The organism is Vibrio sp. 2-Bac 85 (assembly GCF_037546705.1).
GTDB lineage: Bacteria > Pseudomonadota > Gammaproteobacteria > Enterobacterales > Psychromonadaceae > Psychromonas.
On record NZ_JALAAB010000005.1, the window covers coordinates 203,528 to 226,795 of the forward strand.

20 protein-coding genes are annotated in these 23,268 nt (G+C 36.6%); 6 read left to right on the top strand and 14 right to left on the bottom strand.

Going from position 1 to position 23,268, the window contains the following annotated elements; translation table 11 throughout:
- Positions 1-16 precede the first annotated feature (16 nt).
- From MT390_RS07910 to lolE, 3 genes are read left to right on the top strand one after another with little or no spacing between them, the layout of a single operon-like run.
- Positions 17-1,243 carry a lipoprotein-releasing ABC transporter permease subunit gene (locus tag MT390_RS07910; protein ID WP_499440523.1) on the top strand — a complete coding sequence of 409 codons (1,227 nt, stop codon included), beginning with the start codon at positions 17-19 and terminating at the stop codon, positions 1,241-1,243.
- Positions 1,236-1,919, top strand: a complete 684-nt coding sequence (lolD, locus tag MT390_RS07915) for a lipoprotein-releasing ABC transporter ATP-binding protein LolD (RefSeq protein ID WP_499440525.1) — start codon at positions 1,236-1,238, stop codon at positions 1,917-1,919. The genes MT390_RS07910 and lolD overlap by 8 nt, the downstream gene beginning before the upstream one ends.
- A complete protein-coding gene (lolE, locus tag MT390_RS07920) occupies positions 1,919-3,160 on the top strand; it encodes a lipoprotein-releasing ABC transporter permease subunit LolE (protein ID WP_166370139.1) in 1,242 nt (413 codons plus the stop codon). The genes lolD and lolE overlap by 1 nt, the downstream gene beginning before the upstream one ends.
- A gap of 308 nt (positions 3,161-3,468) precedes the next feature.
- Here the strand turns inward: lolE and MT390_RS07925 are convergent, their stop codons facing one another.
- From MT390_RS07925 to trhP, 12 genes are all read right to left on the bottom strand, one after another.
- Positions 3,469-4,125 (bottom strand): Bax inhibitor-1/YccA family protein, encoded by a 657-nt coding sequence (locus MT390_RS07925; protein WP_028867605.1) that lies wholly within the window; start codon positions 4,123-4,125, stop codon positions 3,469-3,471.
- 253 nt (positions 4,126-4,378) lie between these two features.
- Positions 4,379-5,131, bottom strand: a complete 753-nt coding sequence (gene tpiA / locus MT390_RS07930; RefSeq protein WP_166370137.1) for a triose-phosphate isomerase — start codon at positions 5,129-5,131, stop codon at positions 4,379-4,381.
- 253 nt (positions 5,132-5,384) lie between these two features.
- Positions 5,385-6,326, bottom strand: a complete 942-nt coding sequence (gene ttcA / locus MT390_RS07935) for a tRNA 2-thiocytidine(32) synthetase TtcA (RefSeq protein ID WP_499440528.1) — start codon at positions 6,324-6,326, stop codon at positions 5,385-5,387.
- Between the two features lie 89 nt (positions 6,327-6,415).
- Entirely contained in the window at positions 6,416-8,263 is a 1,848-nt protein-coding gene (locus MT390_RS07940; protein ID WP_166370133.1) for an EAL domain-containing protein, read from the bottom strand.
- A gap of 242 nt (positions 8,264-8,505) precedes the next feature.
- Positions 8,506-9,315 carry an ATP-binding cassette domain-containing protein gene (locus MT390_RS07945; RefSeq protein WP_205962976.1) on the bottom strand — a complete coding sequence of 270 codons (810 nt, stop codon included), beginning with the start codon at positions 9,313-9,315 and terminating at the stop codon, positions 8,506-8,508.
- Positions 9,288-10,298, bottom strand: a complete 1,011-nt coding sequence (locus MT390_RS07950; RefSeq protein ID WP_166370131.1) for an oligopeptide/dipeptide ABC transporter ATP-binding protein — start codon at positions 10,296-10,298, stop codon at positions 9,288-9,290. Before MT390_RS07950 ends, MT390_RS07945 begins: the two co-directional genes overlap by 28 nt.
- Positions 10,298-11,188, bottom strand: a complete 891-nt coding sequence (locus tag MT390_RS07955; RefSeq protein ID WP_166370129.1) for an ABC transporter permease subunit — start codon at positions 11,186-11,188, stop codon at positions 10,298-10,300. Before MT390_RS07955 ends, MT390_RS07950 begins: the two co-directional genes overlap by 1 nt.
- Complete coding sequence (locus MT390_RS07960) at positions 11,175-12,149, bottom strand: ABC transporter permease subunit (protein WP_166370127.1); 975 nt, start codon at positions 12,147-12,149, stop codon at positions 11,175-11,177. The genes MT390_RS07955 and MT390_RS07960 overlap by 14 nt, the downstream gene beginning before the upstream one ends.
- 1 nt (position 12,150) lies before the next feature.
- Positions 12,151-13,755 carry an ABC transporter substrate-binding protein gene (locus tag MT390_RS07965; RefSeq protein ID WP_499440530.1) on the bottom strand — a complete coding sequence of 535 codons (1,605 nt, stop codon included), beginning with the start codon at positions 13,753-13,755 and terminating at the stop codon, positions 12,151-12,153.
- Positions 13,756-14,061: 306 nt separating this feature from the next.
- Positions 14,062-15,396, bottom strand: coding sequence for an MATE family efflux transporter (locus MT390_RS07970; protein ID WP_499440532.1), 1,335 nt, complete (start codon positions 15,394-15,396; stop codon positions 14,062-14,064).
- Entirely contained in the window at positions 15,393-15,644 is a 252-nt protein-coding gene (locus tag MT390_RS07975) for a YfhL family 4Fe-4S dicluster ferredoxin (RefSeq protein WP_499440533.1), read from the bottom strand. The genes MT390_RS07970 and MT390_RS07975 overlap by 4 nt, the downstream gene beginning before the upstream one ends.
- 1 nt (position 15,645) lies before the next feature.
- Complete coding sequence (gene trhP / locus MT390_RS07980; protein ID WP_499440534.1) at positions 15,646-17,019, bottom strand: prephenate-dependent tRNA uridine(34) hydroxylase TrhP; 1,374 nt, start codon at positions 17,017-17,019, stop codon at positions 15,646-15,648.
- 236 nt (positions 17,020-17,255) lie between these two features.
- Here trhP and proQ point away from each other — a divergent pair, with 236 nt between their 5' ends.
- The 3 genes from proQ to MT390_RS07995 all read left to right on the top strand — a co-directional run bounded on the left by proQ (position 17,256) and on the right by MT390_RS07995 (position 21,622).
- Positions 17,256-17,885: an RNA chaperone ProQ gene (gene proQ / locus MT390_RS07985; protein ID WP_166370117.1), complete on the top strand. Its 630-nt coding sequence runs from the start codon at positions 17,256-17,258 to the stop codon at positions 17,883-17,885.
- An 11-nt stretch (positions 17,886-17,896) separates the two neighbouring features.
- Positions 17,897-19,891 carry a carboxy terminal-processing peptidase gene (gene prc, locus MT390_RS07990; RefSeq protein WP_499440536.1) on the top strand — a complete coding sequence of 665 codons (1,995 nt, stop codon included), beginning with the start codon at positions 17,897-17,899 and terminating at the stop codon, positions 19,889-19,891.
- Positions 19,892-19,960: 69 nt separating this feature from the next.
- A complete protein-coding gene (locus tag MT390_RS07995; protein WP_499440538.1) occupies positions 19,961-21,622 on the top strand; it encodes an AMP-binding protein in 1,662 nt (553 codons plus the stop codon).
- A 290-nt stretch (positions 21,623-21,912) separates the two neighbouring features.
- Here the strand turns inward: MT390_RS07995 and MT390_RS08000 are convergent, their stop codons facing one another.
- Together MT390_RS08000 and MT390_RS08005 are read right to left on the bottom strand one after the other, a co-directional pair.
- Complete coding sequence (locus tag MT390_RS08000) at positions 21,913-22,653, bottom strand: UDP-2,3-diacylglucosamine diphosphatase (RefSeq protein ID WP_166370111.1); 741 nt, start codon at positions 22,651-22,653, stop codon at positions 21,913-21,915.
- Between the two features lie 6 nt (positions 22,654-22,659).
- Positions 22,660-23,154 carry a peptidylprolyl isomerase gene (locus tag MT390_RS08005; protein ID WP_499440540.1) on the bottom strand — a complete coding sequence of 165 codons (495 nt, stop codon included), beginning with the start codon at positions 23,152-23,154 and terminating at the stop codon, positions 22,660-22,662.
- Positions 23,155-23,268 lie beyond the last annotated feature (114 nt).

Sequence of the window (23,268 nt, forward strand, 5' to 3'; positions counted from 1 at the left end):
CTATTAAAAGGCAGTTATGTTTTATCCTTTAAGTGTATTTATCGGTTTACGGTATACAAAATCTAAACGTAATAATCAATTTGTATCGTTTGTTTCAATATTTTCAACTGGTGGCATTATTTTAGGCGTATTAGCATTAGTTACCGTCTTATCCGTTATGAATGGTTTCGAAGGGGAATTAAAACAGCGTATCCTTGGCGCGATCCCACAGGCTAAACTTAGTAACCAAGCAAAGACCATTGACCATTGGCAACAACGTGTTGATGCAATTCCTGAAGATCCCCTCGTCATTGCTATTGAACCGATGATTAATGCTGAAGCGATATTGCAAAGCACAACGGCTTTGCAAGGTGTGAAGTTAGAAGGTATCTACCCGCAGAAATATAACAGTAAAATAGTCAAAAACAATATCTTTATGGGTGGCCTAGAGCTGTTGAAACCTAGTCAATATAACATCATTATTGGCGACCAATTAGCAAAGCAATTAAATGTGGGTATTGGTGACAAAGTACGCGTCATTTCCACCAGAGGGGCTCGTTATACACCAATTGGTCAAGTTCCTAGTCAGCGTAATTTTACCGTTGTTGGTTTATTTGATGTGGGTTCTGACGTTGATAAGTACTTGGTATTAATGCATGTCCAAGATGCGGCACGTTTAATTCGTATTCAAACAGATCAAGTGACGGATCTGCGTTTTTATTTTACCGAACCCTTTGCCGTTGAAAATTGGCAGCCTCCAGTACTCGAAAAAGATGAAATCTTATTAGACTGGCGTAGTACGCACGGTGAACTTTTTGCCGCAGTTAAAATGGAAAGGAATATGATTTGGTTATTATTGTGTTTAATTATTGCGGTCGCTGCATTTAATATCTTATCCTCATCGGTGATGGTGGTAACGGATAAAAGCGCCGAAGTTGCGATATTAAAAACCCTAGGGATTCAAGCGTCTACGATCAACCTTATTTTTATTATTCAAGGTGCTTTCAGTGGCATTCTTGGCGCATTATTAGGGACAGGTTTAGGTTTGTTATTAAGTACTTACATTAATGAAGTGATGTCATTTTTAGGACTGCATCTATTAGCGAATGCTTCCGGTGGTACTCGACTCTTACCCGTTATACACGAACCATTTCAAATAGTATCGATTATGCTTGGTGCTATGTTGTTAAGTTTATTAGCCACTTTATACCCTGCATATAGAGCAGGAACAGTGAGCCCAGTCGAGGCATTAAGATATGAATAATTCAATTATAGTTTGTCAGAACTTAAGTAAAATATATCAAGAAGGGCGCCTAGCCACGACTGTGTTACAAGGTGTCAATTTGACCGTGGAAAAAGGAGAGTTACTAGCTATTGTAGGTACTTCTGGATCAGGTAAAAGTACGTTATTACATTTACTTGGGGCACTGGATGCCCCGTCTACTGGAGAGGTTATTTTTAATGATAATAACATTCATAAACTCTCTTCAAAGCAGCAAGCGAAGTGGCGTAACCAAGAGCTAGGTTTTGTTTACCAATTTCATCACTTATTATCAGAGTTCACTGCATTAGAAAATGTTGCCATGCCATTATTGATTGCAGGTGAGCCAGTTAAAATTGCGCAACAAAAAGCAACTGCATTATTAGAAAGAGTGGGGCTTAGTGAACGCATTCAACATCGACCTGCTGAATTATCTGGCGGTGAAAGGCAACGTGTTGCAATAGCACGTGCATTAATTAATAAACCTTCTCTTGTCTTAGCTGATGAACCTACCGGAAATTTAGATGCTAAAAGTGCAGAGTCTGTTTATCAGTTATTACGAGAATTAAATAGTGAACTTGGTACCGCTTTTATTGTGGTGACTCATGACCAACAGTTAGCCAATAAATTGCACAGACAATTATACATGGCGAACGGTATTTTACAGGACACTCCGTAATGTTTAGACCTTTACCATTATTTATTGGGCTACGTTATAGCAAAGCAAAACATAAAAATAAGTTTGTATCCTTCATTTCAATGGCTTCTATATTTGGCATTATTTTAGGTGTTGCTGTCTTAATTGTTGGCCTTTCAGCGATGAATGGCTTTGAAAAAGCATTACGAGATCAATTGTTAACCGTGATCCCGCATGCGGAATTAGAAGTTGTTAAAGGGGAGTTTAAAGATGAAACGGCTATTCTTTCTAAAATAAGAGCACATCCAGGTGTACTAGGTGCAAGCCCTTACATAGTGATGAATGCCCTGTTGCAAAAAGATATTAATATGAAAGCATTGCAAATGCGCGCCATTACTCCTGAAAGTGAAACGCAAGTGACCGCGATAGAGCAGTATATTAAACAAGGAGGCTGGGAGTTATTAAGCGCAGATGAAAACAGTCTTATTCTAGGTGAGCCGGTTGCCAAACAACTAGGCATTGAGGTAGGGCAATCTTTATCATTATTATTACCTCAAATTGGCTCAACGAAGCTTAAAGCTCCACGCAAGTTTACCTTTATCTTAACGGGTACCTTTAAAATGGGTGGGCAAGTTGATACTACATTGGGTTTTATCCATATCAACACGGCTAAAAAAATGCTTAACCTTAACCATGCTACAGGTATTGCCTTTAAAGTTGAGGATGTTTTAAAAGCACAGGTTCTGTCACGAGAGGTGGCGTATAGTATCCCTGTGTATATGTATATTAAAAGTTGGATCACAAGTCAAGGCTACTTATATCAAGATATTCAAATGGTTAAATCATTGATGTACGTTATTTTATTATTAGTAGTTGCCGTTGCTTGTTTTAATATTGTATCCACATTGGTAATGGCTGTGAATGAAAAACGCAGTGACATTGCTATCTTAAAAACAATGGGGATGGGGAAGTGGTCTCTACGTGCTATTTTTATGGTTCAAGGTGCGTTTAATGGCCTCATGGGAAGCCTACTAGGCGCGTTACTGGGTATCTACTTAGCTAGTAATTTAAGTCAGTTCTTTAGTGCGGTTGAAAATATTTTAGGTAGAAAGTTTATTTCTGGGGATATCTATTTTATTGATTATTTACCCTCACAAATCAACTATGACCAAGTGATCATTATTACACTGATTGCTTTTGTTATGAGTATCGTTGCAACGATATACCCCGCATGGACCGCGAGTAATATTGAACCTGCAAAAGAGTTAGGTTACAGCCACTAACCACTTGCCACTTTATCTCGATGGCCGTAAATCATGATGATCACAGGCCATCTAATCTATAGCATTACCATTTAAGAATGTAGCTATTTAGACACCTATATAGTCATTTAACCGTATATGCCACCTATATCAGTTTTACGGTAGCTATTAACCGTATATGTAGTAATCAGGTAACAATCTAACAAACCTTTCTTATGTTCACGTTAATAAATAAGCAAAAAAAAGCGCATTAATAAATGCGCTTTTAAGAATATATCAGTAATTTAGTAAGCTAAAGTAGCATCTAAAATACTATCGGAGACTGATCATTAATCGTCTAAAATACCAAGAATGCTTAATAAGTGGATAAAGATATTAAAGATGTTTAAGTATAAAGAAACAGTCGCTCTAATGTAGTTAGTTTCACCACCGTTAATGATACGGCTAGTATCAAACAGAATAAAACCAGACATTATCATGACTACAACACTACTGATCACTAATTGGAAAAGTGGGATCTGTAGGAAAATATTAGCAATAATTGCAACAATTACAGCAATCATACCTGCCATTAAAAATCCGCCCATAAATGAGAAATCTTTTCGGCTAGTTAATACGTAAGCTGATAATGCAAAGAATATTATTGCGGTAGTACCAAGTGCCTGCATAATTAAAGCAGGGCCGTTTGGCATTGTTAGGTAATGGTTTAGCATATTACCTAGTGACGCACCCATCACACCAGTAAACATGAATACCCAGAATATACCCTTGCTAGAATTCGCTGTTTTAGACACTACAAATAAAAGACCAAATCCAACTAGCATTAAGACAAGTGACATCATTGGGCCGATACCTACCATTGTCGCAATAGTTGCAGTGACTGCACTAAACGCTAATGTCATGCCTAATAGCATATAGGTATTCTTTAATACTTTATTAATTGAAACTCCAACACCTTGTGCTTTAGTGTTAATTGAAGAATTCATAATTTACTCCGTTGAATAATGATTGTTAACAACATCATAACATCAGATTTTTTGCTTGTGCAGTATTTTTTATTGAGATAATGAAATAGCAGAAAGTTTTTAACTGCAAGCCATACCAGTGCGCATATTTGCTTGATCATTGTTATTGCTTAAAAGAGGGTATTATTGCGTTGTGTTTGATTGGAGAGCTTGAAATTAAAAAAGGCACTATAAAAGTGCCTTATTAGTATTGGGACATAGAGGTAGAAAGTGCTTATTTAGCGCCTTCGATAATACCTACAAATTCCTCAATGATTAGTGCTGCACCACCTACTAAACCACCGTCGATGTCTGCTTGAGCAAATAGCTCTTTTGCACTGTTTGCTTTAACACTACCACCGTAAAGGATCTGTACTTTCTCAGCAACAACTTCACTTTGCGCTTTTAACCAAGAACGGATATGTGCATGAACTTCTTGTGCTTGCTCAGAAGTTGCAACTTTACCTGTACCGATAGCCCAAACTGGTTCGTAAGCGATTACTGAGTTTTCTAATGCTGCGATACCAGTAACATCAACCACTGCTTTAAGTTGAGTTTCAACAACAGCAAAAGTTTTATCAGTTTCACGTTCTTCTAGTGTTTCACCGATACATAATACAGGTACTAAACCATTTTCTTGAATCGCAACAAATTTAGCTGCAACAACTGCATCAGTTTCGTTGTGGTATTGACGACGCTCTGAGTGACCTACTAGACTATATTTAGCGCCAAACTCTTTAACCATAACAGGTGAAGTCTCACCTGTGAATGCGCCTGCAACATTTGTGCTCACATCTTGTGCACCAAATTCAATGCTGCTGTCTGCTGTTAGGTTTGCAACTTGTTCAATAAAAATTGCTGGTGGGCATACTGCAACTTCAACATTAGTTGCTGCATCTGCTGCACTTTCGATACCTTTGATCAATGTAGCTACTGATTCTTTTGTACCGTTTAGTTTCCAGTTACCCATTACAAGAGGTGTTCTCATGTTTGACTCCGTTTTTTATATTGAAAGTTATATTAAAAGTAAAATTGAAAAAATTATATTGAAAATTAAATTAAAGCTTTATGTTCTTAAATAAGCTGGTGACCATGAGTTAGTCTCTCACTAATTCACATCATTCTTTGATTATGCGCGTAAATTATCTCTTATCGACCGTAAATACAAGGCTAGGTTGACTTAAAGGCTACTCTTTATTGGGTTAAATCAATAAAGAGTTTAATTTAACTGAGTAACAAGATTAATTGACCTCTGTAATTTGCACTGCTTGATGCTGTTTATAAAATTCGTTGTCAGCTGTTACTTGGTTTGATAATTGCTCACTGGCTGGTTGTTTAAATGATTCCTTATCAAAGGCAATATCTCCGCCATCAATCACACCGGAATCCTTAGTAATGGATTTAAAATCAAATAAGCTAGTATCTGCTAAATGCGAAGGAACCACGTTTTGCATAGCAGTAAACATAGTTTCTAAACGACCTGGATAATTGACTTCCCAATCATTGAGCATATCTTTTGTTAATTGACGCTGTAAATTAGGCTGAGAACCACATAAATTACATGGAATAATTGGGAATTTTTGCAGTGTAGCAAACGCTTCAATATCTTTTTCTTTACAGTAAGCAAGCGGACGAATAACTACATGCTCACCATTGTCTGAAACAAGTTTGGCCGGCATCGACTTGAGTTTGCCTGCAAAAAATAAGTTAAGCATCATGGTTGCTAACATATCATCGCGGTGGTGACCGAGTGCAATTTTAGTGGCGCCAAGCTCTTTCGCAGTCTTGTATAAAATGCCTCGGCGTAAACGCGAACAAAGGCTACAAGTAGTTTTTCCGGGTTGTAGCTTTTCTTTAACGATACTGTAAGTATCTTGTTCTACTATTTTGTAGTCAACACCTAATGAGTCAAGGTATTGCGGCAATATATGCTCAGGAAAGCCTGGTTGTTTTTGATCTAAGTTAACCGCAATGATATCAAAGTTGATAGGCGCAACGGCTTTAAGCTGGCTTAGCATTTCCAATAGGGTGTAGCTGTCTTTACCACCAGATAAACAGACCATGATTTTATCACCATCTTCGATCATATTATAATCTGCAATGGCTTGTCCGGTTTGTCTACGCAACACTTTATTTAATTTTTTAAGGTTGAATTGATCTTTTTCTGAGAGTTGTTGCGTCATGGTATGCCTTGTTAATGGAGTATTAAAACAAGGCGCATTGTATAAAAAGAGGGGCGCAGATGCAAAGAGTAAAGGTCCCGCTAATGCATCTATAATGGAGTCGGCTCGGCGATTAAATAACCTTGTATCCCATCGATATACATGCTTTCAAGGATTTGCTTTTGTTCTAAGTGCTCAATACCTTCAGCGATAACTTGGCACTCCATTCGATGTGCAACATCAATGATCATGCGAATAAATTGTTGATTTGCACTATCTGATTCGAGGTTAGTAATTAAACTTGCGTCAAGTTTAATATAATCAGGTTTTAACTCTTCAAATAAACGAAAAGAACTGATCCCTTTGCCGAAATTGCAAATGGCAGAACGACTTCCCGCTCTTTTGAGCATATTAAAAACACGTTTACTCGCAATCAAGTTATGGCCTAATAAACTTTCAGGAACTTCAAATACCAAGGAACCAGCTACATCGGGCTCTCTTAATAATAATCGCTCTAGCCATACCATAAAGCTACTATTGTGCATCGCCGAAGAACTAAGGTTTATACCCCATCTAGTGCTATATTCTGTACGAAGACGACTACGATAAATTATCTTTTCAAGAATTATCTTTTCAAGTTTAATTATCGTATCAGTACGTTGTGCCATGGAAAAAACAGTATCAGTTGGAATGGTGTTGTTATGTTCACTGACAAAACGTGTAAATATTTCCTGATATCCTTTCATATTACGATGAATAGCTTGAACAGGTTGTTGTAAAAAAGTGAATGAACGATTAGTTATGATATCAGTAATAATTGATCGCCAATGCTGTTCACCGACTTGCAGTGTTTGGTTATCTATATTCTCTTCAAAAGCCCATGCATTAATACCACTGGTTTGAGCCTTTGCCAGTGCAATATCGGCTCGTGCTAACACATGCTCGGGTAATTGATTGGAGGAAATTAAAGTCATGCCATTAAAGGCAACATTTTCAAGGTTGTTAAGTAGTTGATATTGATCAAACTTTAGTTTTAGTTCATTGGCTAATTGCTGCGCATCGCCAATACTCATGCTATGACTAATAAAAGCAAATTCAGATCCTGAAATCCTAAATAAATGGATATCTTTATATTTATCAAGAACACCGTTAATGATATTTGCAACATTTACAACAAATTGATCGCCTTGTTGAAATCCACGGTGCATGTTAACCACTGATAACTCAAACAGTCGAATGATAGATAGGATGGCATGTTTACGATTACTTTCATCGGATAAAAACTCAGTAAGTTCTTTCCTAAATACATGGCGATTATTTAAGCCTGTTAATGAGTCCGCATTTATTTGTTGCGATAATAACGAGATCTTTTCTTTTTTACTGTGCAAAGCAGAATCAAATAGACGTCTTTGTTCAATGAGTTCGATAGTGACCTTTTTAAAAGGTGTTATTTTAGATTTTTCATTAACGATTTCATTGACTAAGGCACTTTCTATTTTTTTTAGTAATCGAAATGAAATGGTATGATACAACAGCAAAGTGATAATAAGTGCGCTGACAATCAGCACTATAATAGATTGATATAATTTAAATAGTTCCGCATGAACACTTGTATATTGAATGCTTTGATTTTCAGTTGGGCTGTTAAAATTAGAAATCGGGGAGGGTAGTAAATTATTGAAAAGCTGGTTGACTGCTTTTTGACTATAAACAAGCGGGCTATTAAGACGGCTATTATTAATTTTTATATAACTAAATTGACTAAGTTCGAGGCTTTCTTCTAGCTCACCAATACTAGTAATAGTTGGTAATAAAGCTAGCTGAGAGTACGTTTTAGGTAGTTGTTGTTGCTCTAGTAGTATCGTGTTAAACGCACTTTTAGTTGCAATGATTAATGCCAAAGCTATCAATAAAGTGATCAAAGTAGAGATCCAAAGGCTTTTTTTATAATCGTTCACTTAACCTTCTCCTCGCATTAAAAACTGATTGTTATTGATAAGTGGTTATTAATATTGTTATTAATAAATAGCTATTAGTCTTTTTTATAAAGATGAAATAAAATGCTGATTATTATCTTTAATATAAGCTATTCAATACGTTCCTATGACAAAGCTTGCTCAATATAGAAAATAAGAAATGCTTCAAGCGGGATAGTATAGACCAAAAGTGGTAGTTTATTTACTTTTTTATTGAATAAATGTTATTTTCGATAGTCTGGTTGGTGACTTAATAACAAATATTTTGTTTGCTCTTCCTGTGGCGACTCACAAACGCTCTTAGCTGTACCTTTTTCAATGATTTTCCCCTGATGTAATACCAGGATTTGATCACTCATGTGTTTGACTAAATGCATATTATGCGCAACAAAAATATAACTAGTTCCTTTAGCTTTTTGTATCTTTAGTAACAGGTTAACGATTTTAAATCGCAATGAAATATCTAATGTAGATAAAATTTCATCGGCAATAATAATATCAGGATTTAAAATCATAGCGCGTGCGATGGCCACTTGATGCTTTTGTACACTGGATAACATATTAGGGTAAAAAGCTAAATAATCAGGTAACAATCCTACTAATTTTAAGGTTTCCAGAATTTGCTGATGGCGTTGTTTGTCATTTAAATCTGTATTTAATTGTAAAGGTGCATGTAGTATTTTCCCTACCGTCGTTTTAGGGTTTAACGAGCTACTTGGGTCTTGAAAAATCATGCGTATGGATAAACAACGTTGCTGAGAGTTAAGCGAACTAAGATGTTGTCCTTTTACGTAAATATCGCCGGAGTTTGCTATTAACATACCACCAATCGTCCTGACTAACGCACTTTTTCCGGATCCACTTTCACCAACTACTGCCAATGTTTGACCAGGCTCTAGGGTGAAACTGACAGGTCCGAAAGCAAGTTGCTCTCGACTACTGAGAATACCCGTTGCATGTTTAAAACTTTTACACAGATTCGTCACTTTTAATAACGGCTGCACATTTAGCTCACTTTGGTTGGATAGTGACATCGGAAACTATGACCTTTTTTAGTCGTTAAAGTAGGGTTTTCAACACATATTTTTTGTGCTCTAGGGCACCGAGGCCCTAGTCGGCAACCGATTGGCAATTGGTTCGAAGAAGGAATATTACCGGGTAACGTGTACAGTTGCGCTTTATGCTCATTAAATTGTACATTATTGATTAATGTTTTTAACATAGATTGTGTATAGGGGTGCATGGCACTGCCCATTATTTGCTTATAAGATCCTGATTCAACCGTTTGTCCACAATAAACTAAGGTCATATAATCGGATATGTTACTGGTATTGGCAAAATTATTACTTAATATAAGCAGAGTCGTATTATTTAATTGGTTAAGTTTATATAACAAGCGAAAAATTTGTGATTGAGTAACTGCTTCCATTGCAGTGGTTGGTTCATCGGCAATAATTAAACGTGGACTATTAGCAATCGCCATGGCAATCATCACTTTCTGGCAAACACCCTCTGAAAGTTGGTGTGGGAAACAATTTAATACTGCCACATCATTCTGAATACCTACTTTGTGTAACAACTCTTTAATTTGTAAGCGTCGTGACTGTACGTTTACTTTTTTAATCTTGGTCAATATTAAACGAAAGCGTTGTTTCCACGTTTTTTTGGGTAATACTGATTCAATTTGAACGCGTATTTTTTGACTTGGATCGAGATAAGAGCTGGGCTCTTGAAAAATAACTGAAATTTCTTTACCTAGAATTTGACGTCGTTCTTTATGCGTGAGTTTTGATAAATCCGTCTTGCCTAAAAACATTCGATCAGCTGTAACCGTCCAGTTGCTATTATGTAAGCCTAATATCGCTTTAGTGATCAGTGTTTTCCCCGAGCCAGACTCACCAATTAAACCGTGAATAGAACCATCTACTATATTCAGAGAAGCCTTGTCGATTACTCGAATTTTTCCCTGTGCAGTATCAATGTCAATACTTAGGTTTCTGATATCCAATAAAGCCATTATTCTTCACCTTCAAGTACAGCGTGCCGTAAACCTTCTGAAAATACATTTACGATAATAATTACTGCGAAAATAGCAATCCCTGGAAAAGTAACCAACCAAGGAGAAAGGTAGATGAGTTCCATACTGCTTGCGATTAAAGATCCCAATTCAGTTTGAGGTAATTGCGCACCAAAACCTAAAAAGCCTAGTGTCGCAATTTCGATAATCGCCATGGTAAATAAACGGTTAATAATAGTAACGGTAGGCTCTAAAATATTAGGTAAAATACCGTATCTAAATAAACGCGTTTTTGTTGCCCCATCAAGTTGTATTGCAACAATATATTGTTTACTTAACTCTTGTTCAATGGCCAAAAAACTAGAACGTATAAATTGCGGCAGTAATGAAAGAGAGATAGCAATCAGGCAGTTAGTGTAACTAGGTCCAAAGATGGTGATCAGTATTAATGCTGAAAGCAATGTTGGAATCGCTAATAAAGCATCTAATAAATGATGTAAGACACTTGCTTTAACACCTTTTGTAAGAGCGGCTGCAGCCCCGATCAGCATGCCAATAATACCGACCAAAAGTGTAATGATTAATGCTCCGCCTAAAGTCAGTTGCAGTCCATGAAATAAACGAGAGAGAGAGTCCCTACCTAAATCATCGGTTCCCAAAATATGATTGGTATTGCCTCCTTCGACCCAATAAGGGGGTAATAACATACTATCAGGGTTTTGCGCCAAGGGAGAATGAGGTACAAACCAAGGGGCAAATAGAGAGATAATAATCAAAACAATCATTAACCACATAGCCACCACTGCAATTGTTTTGGTTTTAAAAATAGACCAAATATAACCTAATGGTGATTGAATTTTATCTTCATTAAAGCCGTTATTTATCAGCATATAAGGAACCTCGTCTTAATGGGCTAATAACAACCATGAGAATTTCGATGAAAATACTGAAGGATAAAATAAATCCGCTAATAATTAATATACCAGCAGGTAATACTAAATAGTCGCCTGTTTTCAATGAAATAAATAACCATTTACCTATACCATTTAAGTTAAATACAATTTCAATGGTCATCGCAAAAGAGATAATGGTGCTTAATTGCAGTCGTAATTGCGGAATAATAGGAGGTAGCGCATTTTTTAATGCATGTGCAAAAACGATTTTTGTTCGAGAAAAACCTTTTGCATAGGCTGCTTGTATATAATTGCTTCGCATCACCATAGTCATGGAGTGACGGGTTAAACGTACAATCTCAGTGATTAAGAAAAAGGATAAAACTAATGCAGGCAGAATTAAATGTGCAACACGGTCTATAAATGCGAATAGCTCATATTGTTCGGTTACCATTAATGTATCAATTAACAAAAATCCCGTCACAACCGGCACCTCATAGATCAAACTGAGATTACCATCAACGGGCAATACTTGCCCCCATACACTAGGCAGTAATACCGCCATTACTCCGACCCAAAAAACTGGCAATGCGAGCCCCATGATCGCAATAGTCATGATTGCATAATCTAAACGAGTATTTCTAAATAAACCGGCTAATAAACCCAGTGGAATAGCGATAATACTAGAGAAAATTAATGCAGTGAAACAAAGCTCAAGTGTTGACGCGAAAAATATTAATCCACGCTCGAGTAAGGATTGATTATCCACGGAAGAATAACCGAGATCACCATTCATAATTTGCCATAAGTAAGCAAAATATTGCTTTATATAACCATTAGAGTTAACAACTGTTTCGCTGTTAACTGAGACAATACGATCGGTAGCAAATGCAATGATAGTCAAAATCAGTGCAGTGATTAATAGCAGGTTTAGACGTCTTAATAAAAATGACAGCATCTTAATTCAAATCTTGTTTAATGGCATTTTGGAAATTAATACCCGTTAAAGGATTAACTTCCACATTTAAAATTGACTTCGAGATAGCATCTAACCTTAATACATGTGCGATAGGCAGGTAAGGACGTTGCTTGTAAACTTCGTCTTGTATCTGATAATAGTTTTTTATACGTTGTGCAAAATTAGACTCTGTTATCGACTGATCTAATAATACTTGCACCTTAGGTGAGCACCAATGGCTACTATTACCACTTTCAGCTGATGAATTACAGCTTAGGAGTGGTCTAAAAATACTATCAGGATCGTCAATATGAACATTAATGCCGGTTAAATAAGTATCATAATCACCACTTCGTAAGCGTGCTTTTAAAGCGGCACCACTTAAATTAATGATATCTGTTTTAATACCTATGTCATTGAGGTTCGCTTGTATTAATTCTGCTGTTTTATGAAAATTAGGGTTAAATACATCGGAACTATCTGGTAATAAAATAGTTAATGTCTTAGAAAAGTCATAATTTAATAAGGTTAAATTTTGACGCGCTTTTTCTGGATCATATAAGTCTTCCTCAAAACGCGGTTTTAATGCCCATGATTGTTTACTTAATAATGTATCCGTTTGTATTGCGCTACGAAAATAGACAGCCTGTAAAATGGTTTTTTTATCAATAGCTTGTGACAGCGCTTGACGAACTTGATTGTGTTCTAAAATAGGGCGCTCAGTATTAAATGCCCACAGTGCGATATTAGCCGTTGATTTACTATTTAAGGTAATATTTTTGTTTTTACTTATGGTTTCTAACTGGCTTGCCGCAGGATAAGAGATTGCATCGCACTCTCCCGATAATAATTTTGTGTATCGTTTTGTTGCACTAGGATTGGTAAAATAAATTAAGTTTTCAATATTAGTCATTGATTGCCAATAAAGCGGATGTTTTTTGTAACGAATAGTGCCATTACTATCAAAGCTTTTAAATTTAAAAGGCCCGGTACCAATAGGCTGAAAATCGATATTTTCCTGCTGACCTTGTTTTATCAATTGGTCTGCATATTGTTTTGAATGAATCACTGCATAATGTGCAGCAAGGTTTGCTAACAGTGTTACATCGGGTTTGCTTAAAACAAATTCAACCGTATAGTCATCAATCTTATTTATCTCTGATAGCAGATCCGTGAAGGGATGATTATAAAAATAGTTTTCCGTCTGTTTATTCACTTTATGATACGCATCTTGAACATTAAGCATGCGATTAAAACTAAATAAGACATCATCTGCATTTAAAAAGCGCGTTGGTTTAAAAAATTCTGTTTGATGAAAGCTAATATTGTGACGTAATGAAAAGCGATAGCGTAATTTATCATCACTACGTTGCCAACTTTCAGCTAAATCAGGAATAAATTTATTAGTTTTAGGATCAATGGTCACTAAGCGGCTATAAATTTGATGTGTGGTCGCATCTAAGCTCGCAATATCATGACTAATTTGAGGATTAAACGAAGTAGGTAAACTTTCTGTGCAATAGATAAGAGTATTTTGTGTTAGTGCTTTATTTTGATAACAGCCGCTAAGGGTTGTGATAAAGAACAATAAGCATATTAAACGCATAAAGCTATTCTATTCCATTAGAGTGAGGTGTGTAATTTAACATTAGCGCCGCTTAATTAACATATTAAATGTGGGTAAACCTATTCGTTCCTGTTAAAGATGGCAATAAAGTATCGGTTTAATGCATTAGGTCATCTTTATGCCTAGAATTCGTTCAACCCATTATTTACTGATTGTTACATCTTAGCTTACAGATCGTTGTAGTTTAAAGAGTAAGCACTATAAAGCTATTTATTCTGCCTGATGACTTTTAATTAGCGACTTTTAATTAGTTACTTTTAATTTGTTATTTTTAATTAATGACCTTTATGTAAGTACTTCTAACTTAGTGGCAATACGGTAGCACAGTAAAATCGCGGTTAAGCCAAATATAATGCTACCTAATGCTTGTCCAATCAATATTCCTTGAGCGCCATAATAATAGGCTCCAACACTAACAAAAGGAATAGTGCCTAAGGACATTTTTCCAAGATTCAATAATGTAGCCATTTTAGGGCGACCCACATTATTAAGAAAAGACATCGCGACTAAGTTCATTGCCACAAATATAAAACTAACGCTAACATACTGACAAAAAAAGCGGATTAACATCGCCGTATCCGACCCTGCATTAAACAAAGAAACGAGGTATTCTTGCAATAGTGAGAGGGTTAATGCTAAAACAAAAACGTATTTAATAATAAAATTAAGTGATTGATTTAAAGTTGTTTTAACACGTTTAAATTGCTTTGCACCTAAGTTTTGACTGATGATTGGGCCAATTGCGCCAGGCATAGCAAACAACATTACAAAAGCGACGGGGATCAAGCGACTAATAATTGCCCAACCAGCAACATAACTCCCGCCAAATTTAGCCATTTCATAAGTAATATATAAATGACTTAGTGGCGTGGCGACTTGAGTTAAGGAAGCGGGAATCGCAACTGCGGTGATATTTTTTGTGTGTCTGATAAAGTCATAAAATGTAATACGAGTAATAAACCCACAAACCATAATTAGGTAAAAAGCAGCAACCAATAACATCACACTTCTCGCGACGATTGCAGCAAAAGCTGCCCCTTCAATATTTAACTTAAAATAAAAGATAAACAGAGGATCAAGAATAACATTGCACACACCGCCTGCTAGGGTGCAATACATGCCTAACTTAGCTTTACCTAATGAGCGTAGTGTTGCTGTGATCTGCATTGCGAGAGCAATCAGTGGAAAAGAAAAAATGGTTATTTTTAGATAAGCAATGGCCGCATCTAAAGCAACACCATTAGCACCTATTAATGTTAATAGTTGCTTAGCATTTAAAAAAATAGTGACCGTGATTAGACAACTAATTACCAAGGTTATTAGATAACAGCTCATTGAAGCCTGTTTAGCTTGCTGTTGATGGCCTTGACCTATTAACTTAGCAACAACAGCTGAGTTAGCAATGACCATAGCGATAGTCAATGAGGTGGTAAAAAATAATAGGGCTGCTGCATAGGCAATGGCAGCAACCAAGTGAGGTTGGTTTAATAAACTAATAAAATAGATATTAATCAAATCAACAACAAAAAACACACTCAAGGCAACCGCATTGGTCAGCGCCATTTTTAATATATGCTCAGGAATATTGCCTTGCGTAAATTTAGGCGCGATTGAGTTCATTGATTAACGTGTAAACCTGCAAATTTATCCAACAATTGTTGCTGCGTTTCAACATGGTTAGGATCGATAATGATACAGTTGATAGGGCAAACTGCGACGCAAGTTGCCTGTTCATAAAAACCAACACACTCTGTACATAAATCTGGATTAATTTCATATGTTTCAGCCCCAAAGGTGATTGCTTCATTAGGGCATTCTGGATCGCACATATCACAATTGATGCAACTGTCTTCTATTAATAAAGCCATGTTATTTACTATGCGGGTTGCGAGTGTCTGTACCCTGTGTCAAGTTTCTCATCAGTAAACCGTGGCTTAAATCGATCTCTTTTGGCACTGGAATATATAAAACATGACCCGAACCCGGCGCTACATCCACTAATTCACCTTTACGGTTATGCAACTCTTCTAACTTAAAGTTGATGTTACCCTGCGGGGTCATTAGCTCTAGCTTGTCACCCACTAAGAATTTGTTTTTAACATTTATTTCTGCAAGACCCTGTTGGTTACGACCGGTGATTTCTCCCACAAATTGTTGGGTTTCACTGATTGAATAGCCGTAATCATAGTTTTGGTATTGATCATGGGTATGGCGGCTTAAAAAACCTTCTGTGTAACCACGATGTGCAAGGTTTTCTAATGAACTCATTAATGATGGGTCAAAAGGGCGTCCTGCAATGGCATCATCCATGGCTTTACGGTATACCTGAGCGGTACGAGCACAGTAATAGAAACTTTTTGTACGACCTTCAATTTTTAAAGAGTGTACACCCATCTTTAGGAGACGTTCTACATGTTGAATAGCACGTAGATCCTTTGAGTTCATGATATAAGTGCCGTGCTCATCTTCAAAGGCAGGCATATACTCGTTAGGTCTTCCTTCTTCTTGCAATAAGAAAATTTGATCCGTTGTAGTGCCGCTGCCAAGAGTAGGTTCTGGTTTATGGATAGCGACAATATCACCGGTTTCATTTTCGGTGGCTTCATGAGCATCATATTTCCAACGGCATGAATTAGTACAAGTCCCTTGATTGGGATCGCGTTTGTTAATGTAGCCTGATAGCAAACAACGACCAGAATACGCCATACAAAGTGCACCATGAACAAATACTTCGATTTCGATTTCAGGGCAATGGTAGCGAATATCTTCAATTTCATCCAAAGAAAGCTCACGTGATAAAATTACACGTTCAATCCCTTGTTGGTACCAAAACTTTACCGTAGCCCAGTTAACCGCGTTCGCTTGTACACTCAAATGAATTGGCATTTCTGGAAAAACTTCGCGTACCATCATGATTAAACCGGGGTCTGACATGATCAATGCATCGGGTTTTAAATCAACCACGGGCTTCATATCGCGGATAAAGGTTTTTAGTTTAGAGTTATGTGGTTGAATATTGCACACAACATATAATTTTTTACCCTGTGAATGGGCTTCATTAATGCCTATTTGAAGTTTTTCAAGATTGAATTCATTATTTCTAACTCGTAAGGAATAACGAGGTTGACCTGCATAAACAGCATCAGCGCCATAGGCAAAAGCGTAACGCATGTTCTTTAAACTACCTGCAGGGGATAATAATTCTGGTTTCATCTGAGCCTCTTCAATAACAAATTTGGACATTCCCACAAAAGGAAAGCGGGCATTCTACTTGTTTTTGTAAAAAAGGTGTAGCGGAAGGCTGGAAATATTGAGTATTGATGATAAATGGCAAAAAATGGTCGGAATAGGTGTACTGAGGTGATAATTAGTTTCACATTTAATAAACGCACCTCTATACTAGCGAATAATTTTCTTACTGATAATCAGAGATTTATTCTGGATATCTTTCAACATCGTTTTTAAATATTAGGTTTTACATGGAAAACACAGAAAAGTTTACAAATAACAAACAAATCATTGCCTTCTTAACGGAACAGTTTCCTGCTTGCTTTATTGCTAGTGCTGAGCCTGCAAAACCATTAAAAATTGGTGTGTTTCAAGAACTAGCAACTCGTTTAGAGAATGAAACTCGCGTCAGTAAAACACAGCTTCGTGGTGCATTACGTCAATACACAATGAGCTGGCGTTACTTGCACTGTGTAAAAGCAGGTGCAAAACGTGTCGATTTAGATGGTGTTGAAGGGGATGAAGTTTCTCAAGAGCATGCTGACCACGCACAATTGTCGCTAAAAGAAAGCAAAGAAAAAGCATTCGCTAACAAGAAAAAAACAGACACCAATAAAGCACCAGCTCGTGCTGCTAAAAAAGTGGCTGTACCAAGTCGTAAGAAAGAAGCGCCTAAAAAAGTAGCTAAAAAACCTGAGATTGATTTAAGTCAGTATAAAGAAGCTAATCATAATGAACTTAAAGTATCACAATCAGTCAAAGTTCTTTTAGGAAAATCGCCTGTTTCAGCAACCGTTGTTGAAATTTTAAAAGAAGAAGTTCAAGTGCAACTAGACTCAGGAATGGTTGTGAAAGTTAAAGCTAAGCATTTAATCGTATAAAAGGTATTTTAATGAATAAACTCTTTCGTCATGCATTAATTCTATCCCAAATCATTTTTATTGGAGCAGCTTTTGCTTCTTCTTCAAATGTAGATTTAAAAGATATCCCGCAATTGCATCAAGAGTCTCAACATGCAAAAGTGGCGAAACGAGTGAGCGATTTATTTAGTCGCTCTCATTATAAATATATGCCTTTAGATGATCAGTTGTCTGAAAAAGTGTTCAATCGTTATATTGAACAGCTTGATTACAATAAACAGATCTTCATGCAAAGTGATATTGATGCGATTAAAGTTTATCAACATTCATTTGATGATAATCTTAAATTTGGTCAACTTGAACCTGCCTACAAAATCTACCAACTTAATTTAACGCGCCGTTTTGAACGTTTTACCTACGCTTTGTCGTTACTAGACAAAGAAATCACTTTTGATACTGAAGAAGAATATCAATATGATCGTAGTAAAGCAGAATGGGCAAAAGATAAACAAGCGTTAGATAGCCTCTGGCATGCACGTGTTAAGTCGGACGCATTAACGCTTAAGCTAGCTGATAAAAAGTGGCCTGAAATTAAAACGTTATTAACTAAACGTTATACTTATGCGCTTAAACATTTAACACAAACTGAAAGTGAAGATGTATTTCAAGCTTTCATGAATGCCTATGCACATACCATCGAGCCACATACTAGCTACTTATCACCGCGTAATGCCGAACGTTTTAAAATGGAAATGAATCTTTCACTTGAAGGAATTGGTGCTGTTTTACAACTTGAAGATGATTACACAGTGATCCGCAGTTTAGTTCCAGGCGGTCCTGCAGATAAATCAAAGCAACTTGCTAAAGATGATAAAATTATTGGTGTTGGTCAAGAAGGCGAAAAAATTGTCGACGTAGTCGGCTGGCGCTTAGATGATATTGTTGAACTTATTAAAGGACCGAAAGGTACTACTGTTCAATTACAAATTTTATCGGGTAAAGCCGGTGATACCAATAAAGTCATTGAAATTGTACGCGAAAAAATCCACCTAGAAGACAGAGAAGCTAAATCTTCAGTACAAGTGATTAATGGTGAAAATATTGGGGTGATCACTATTCCAAGTTTTTACATTAAGCTGAGTGAAGATGTAGAGCGCGAATTGGATATATTAGCTAAAAAAGACGTTAAAGGCATAGTGATTGATTTACGTAACAATGGCGGCGGCGCATTAAGCGAAGCTACATTGTTAACTGGGTTATTCATTAAAACGGGCCCTGTTGTTCAAGTGCGAGATAGTCGTCAGCAAATTGCTGTGCAAGCCGATGATGATGACAATATTGCTTATAATGGCCCCTTGACGGTACTTGTTAATCGTAATAGTGCTTCTGCATCGGAAATTTTTGCCGCTGCATTACAGGATTATGGTCGTGCAATTATAATTGGTGAGCAAAGCTTTGGTAAAGGCACCGTGCAGCAACATCGTCGTATCGCTCGTTACTACGATACCAACCAAGATGCGGTGGGGTCAGTACAATATACTATTGCAAAGTTTTACCGTATTAATGGCGGTAGCACACAAAATAAAGGGGTTATCCCTGATATTACTTTCCCAAGCGGTATCGACCCACAAGATACCGGTGAAAGTTTAGAAAAAAATGCATTACCTTGGGATAATATCCGTTCTGCTAAATATCGTAAAGTGGCTGATTTAGATAAAAAAATTAAAAAATTAACAGAAACTCATCAATTACGCATCAAGAAAGAAGTTGAATTTAGTTATTTAGCGGATGATATTGCAGAGTATCGTGCCGATAAAGATAAAACCAGTATTTCGCTAGTTGAAAAAGTACGTGTTAATGAACGTGAAGTTAAAGAAGCAGAAGGTTTACAGCGTACAAATGAGCGACTCAAGCGTGCAGGGTTAAAAGAGGTCACGTCTTTAGACGATATTCCGGATGATTTTGAGCCCCTTGACGCATTTTTGATAGAAGCTAGCCACATTACGTTAGATTACGCTAATCTATAGGTAACTGTTTGGTGTTAATAATAAAACCGACTTTTATAGTCGGTTTTTTTGTTTTTAAAAGGAGTTTTTATGTTTAAACCATGGCTAGATAAATACCCTGAAGGTATTAACAGTGAAATAGATGAAAGCTCATTGATTAATTTAGTTGATATGTTTGAACAAACATTTCAACAGCATCCAGAGCACATTGCTTTTATTAATATGGATGAAACGCTGACCTATGCCGAGTTAGATCTTCAATCAAGAAAAATTGCAGTATATTTGCAGCAAACCTCTCAACTTGCTAAGGGTGACCGTGTAGCCATCATGATGCCAAACCTGTTGCAATACCCTATTATTTTATTAGGTGTCTTAAGAGCGGGATTAGTGGTCGTCAATATAAACCCACTTTACACCGCATCAGAATTAAAGCATCAGCTTAATGACTCAGGTGCAAAAGCTATTTTTATTGTGTCTAATTATGCACAAACGTTACAGAGTATTGTTAAACAAACTCAAATCAAGCATGTGGTGTTAACTAAAATTGGCGATGCATTACCTTTATTAAAGAGAAAGTTAGTTAATTTTATTGTTTCCTATGTCAAACGAATGGTACCTAAGTATCAATTACCTAGTGCAAAAAGTTATCGTAATGCACTTAAAGAAGGTGAGAGAGGTCAATATATACGTCCTGTGATTAATTTAGATGATATCGCACTTATACAATATACAGGGGGGACCACAGGCGTTTCAAAAGGCGCGGTAATGACTCATCGTAATATGGCGGCTAGTTTAGCGCAGGCAGATGCTGTATTTGGTTTAACAGTTGATCAAGAAAGCGAAATAATGGTCACTGCATTGCCTCTTTATCATGCATTTGCACTAACGGTTAATTGTTTATTCTTTATTAAAAAAGGTGGTACTAACTTATTAATCACTAATCCTCGTGATCTAGATACTTTTATTAAAACCTTAAGTAAGTATAAATTTACCTATTTTACCGCATTAAATACATTATTTAATGCGTTATTACATCATCCTAAAATCAATGATGTTGATTTTTCTTCTTTAAAGATAACTATCGCTGGTGGCATGGCAACACAAACTAAAGTCGCTAATCTGTGGAAAGAAGTTACAGGTAGTACGGTTATTGAAGGCTATGGTTTAACGGAATGTGCTCCTATGGTGAGTGTTAACTCTTATAATGTGACGGCTCATGATGGTTCAATAGGGTTACCTATGCCCGGAACTGATTTACGCTTAGTCGATGATAATAATAACGTTATCGAAGATTATAATAGCCCTGGCGAAATAGAAATTAAAGGGCCTCAAGTCATGCCTCACTATTGGCAAAATGAGGAAGAAACCGCGTCAGCGTTTAATGATGGTTGGTTTAAAAGTGGTGATATTGGCTTATTTGATGAACAAGGTTTATTGCGTTTAGTGGACCGTAAAAAAGACATGATATTAGTGTCAGGTTTTAATGTGTACCCTAATGAAATAGAAGATACAGTGGTACAAATGCAAGGTGTCTCAGAAGCTGCTGTAGTGGGCATTAGTGACGAACAATCTGGCGAGAGCGTGAAACTGTTTGTGGTGTTAGATGATTATAAAGTTACCGTTGAGATGATTAAACAACATTGTGACCGTCAATTAACCCGATATAAACAACCGAAGTTAATAGAAATAGTCAGTGAATTACCGAAAAATAATGTGGGCAAAGTGCTACGCCGTTTATTAAAAGACAGATAATTGTCAGATAACTTATTGTGGCTAGTTCATGAGGGTTTGTGGTTAGCCCATGAAAATACATTCACAAACCGGTCACTACAATTTTCAAAGTAAGCAATAGCTATTCATTAATCAAGCATCCCATATCACCTATGGGAGCGTGGTTAATTTAATGCTTATTACCAACGATGACCATTACGATGACCATCATCATGATTGAGGCACTAAATAGTTAATCTCATTAAAATTAATTATCGGTATAAATGCCTCGCATCTAACCCCATAGTAACAAACGAATACGACGTGTGTTTTTATTGCTGATAATAATCAATGGGCAATACAACTAGGTTAATGCTATCAGGGTTAGCATCAACAAAACTTAAGTTGTTGTACCAGTCTCCCACATCAAAACGTTGCCCGGCTTTATCATTAACAGTGAAATCATGTACAAAAGCTTGGTGTGTGTGGCCATGAATCAAACGTTGTACTTGATGTAATGTCATCAAACGATGTACTTCTTGTTCTGTCACGCCCATCATATTTGTGTTTTTATAGACTTTTTTAGATTGGCTCGCCGTACGGATCTTCCAACCAATACGTTTGCGCAGTTTGAGTGGTAAGCAATTGAAAATAAATTGCATTACAGGGTTATGGATCACTTTACGCATGCGTTGATAATTTTTATCAAACAAACACAAGGTATCGCCGTGCATAATTAATGTTTTAGTTCCGTATAAATCTATCTCGGTATGCTCAGGCAACAAAGTCATTGAAGACTGCTGTGCATAACGTTTACCGATCATAAAGTCTCGGTTACCGTGAATATAGAAAATTTTAGTATTATTTTTTTTAGCGTAAGCCGTTAATTTCTGCGCAACTTCATCCATTAAAGGAGTGTGTTCATCATCCCCTATCCACACCTCAAACATATCACCAAGGATATAAAGTGTTTCAGCATTAGCGGCTTCTTTTTCAAGAAAAGCAAAAAAGGCATCGCTTATATGACGATGATTTTCGCTAAGATGTAGATCTGCAATGAATAAAGTGCGCATAATCAGTTACGCTACTGTTACGTTAGTAATAACAACGTCATCTAGCGGAACATTTTGGTGTACGTAATGTGCATTACCCGTTGCAACACCTTTAATTTTGTCTACAACATCTTCTCCCGCTACCACTTTAGCGAATACACAGTAGCCCCACCCATCTGTCGTTTCTGATTTAAAATCTAAGAACTTGTTATCGCCAACATTGATAAAAAATTGCGCAGAAGCTGAATGTGGTTCCATTGTACGAGCCATAGCAACAGAGTATTTTACGTTTGATAAACCGTTATTTGCTTCATTTTTAATTGGCTTTTGGCTATCTTTTTCTTCCATACCCGGTGCAAAACCACCGCCTTGAACCATAAAACCATCTATAACACGATGAAAAATAGTGTTATCGTAATGACCACTTGTTGCATATTTAATGAAGTTAGCCACTGTTTTAGGTGCTTTTTCTTCATTCATTTCTAATGCGATGTCGCCAAAATTTGTATGTAAAGTAATCATTGTTAATTCCTGTCTTCAAAAAGAGCATTATCATACCTCAACTCACGAATTCATTAAATACAAAGGATGAATTTGTCACTTGGTCAGGTTAGAATAGGCGTTTTTACAGTAATC

Excerpts from the sequence above, each read along its gene's own strand:
- MT390_RS07910 (WP_499440523.1), top strand. The coding sequence starts at position 17 with ATGTTTTATCCTTTAAGTGTATTTATCGGTTTACGGTATACAAAATCT.
- lolD (WP_499440525.1), top strand. The coding sequence starts at position 1,236 with ATGAATAATTCAATTATAGTTTGTCAGAACTTAAGTAAAATATATCAA.
- lolE (WP_166370139.1), top strand. The coding sequence starts at position 1,919 with ATGTTTAGACCTTTACCATTATTTATTGGGCTACGTTATAGCAAAGCA.
- MT390_RS07925 (WP_028867605.1), bottom strand. The coding sequence starts at position 4,125 with ATGAATTCTTCAATTAACACTAAAGCACAAGGTGTTGGAGTTTCAATT.
- tpiA (WP_166370137.1), bottom strand. The coding sequence starts at position 5,131 with ATGAGAACACCTCTTGTAATGGGTAACTGGAAACTAAACGGTACAAAA.
- ttcA (WP_499440528.1), bottom strand. The coding sequence starts at position 6,326 with ATGACGCAACAACTCTCAGAAAAAGATCAATTCAACCTTAAAAAATTA.
- MT390_RS07945 (WP_205962976.1), bottom strand. The coding sequence starts at position 9,315 with ATGTCACTATCCAACCAAAGTGAGCTAAATGTGCAGCCGTTATTAAAA.
- MT390_RS07950 (WP_166370131.1), bottom strand. The coding sequence starts at position 10,298 with ATGGCTTTATTGGATATCAGAAACCTAAGTATTGACATTGATACTGCA.
- MT390_RS07955 (WP_166370129.1), bottom strand. The coding sequence starts at position 11,188 with ATGCTGATAAATAACGGCTTTAATGAAGATAAAATTCAATCACCATTA.
- MT390_RS07960 (WP_166370127.1), bottom strand. The coding sequence starts at position 12,149 with ATGCTGTCATTTTTATTAAGACGTCTAAACCTGCTATTAATCACTGCA.
- MT390_RS07965 (WP_499440530.1), bottom strand. The coding sequence starts at position 13,755 with ATGCGTTTAATATGCTTATTGTTCTTTATCACAACCCTTAGCGGCTGT.
- MT390_RS07970 (WP_499440532.1), bottom strand. The coding sequence starts at position 15,396 with ATGAACTCAATCGCGCCTAAATTTACGCAAGGCAATATTCCTGAGCAT.
- MT390_RS07975 (WP_499440533.1), bottom strand. The coding sequence starts at position 15,644 with ATGGCTTTATTAATAGAAGACAGTTGCATCAATTGTGATATGTGCGAT.
- trhP (WP_499440534.1), bottom strand. The coding sequence starts at position 17,019 with ATGTCCAAATTTGTTATTGAAGAGGCTCAGATGAAACCAGAATTATTA.
- proQ (WP_166370117.1), top strand. The coding sequence starts at position 17,256 with ATGGAAAACACAGAAAAGTTTACAAATAACAAACAAATCATTGCCTTC.
- prc (WP_499440536.1), top strand. The coding sequence starts at position 17,897 with ATGAATAAACTCTTTCGTCATGCATTAATTCTATCCCAAATCATTTTT.
- MT390_RS07995 (WP_499440538.1), top strand. The coding sequence starts at position 19,961 with ATGTTTAAACCATGGCTAGATAAATACCCTGAAGGTATTAACAGTGAA.
- MT390_RS08000 (WP_166370111.1), bottom strand. The coding sequence starts at position 22,653 with ATGCGCACTTTATTCATTGCAGATCTACATCTTAGCGAAAATCATCGT.
- MT390_RS08005 (WP_499440540.1), bottom strand. The coding sequence starts at position 23,154 with ATGATTACTTTACATACAAATTTTGGCGACATCGCATTAGAAATGAAT.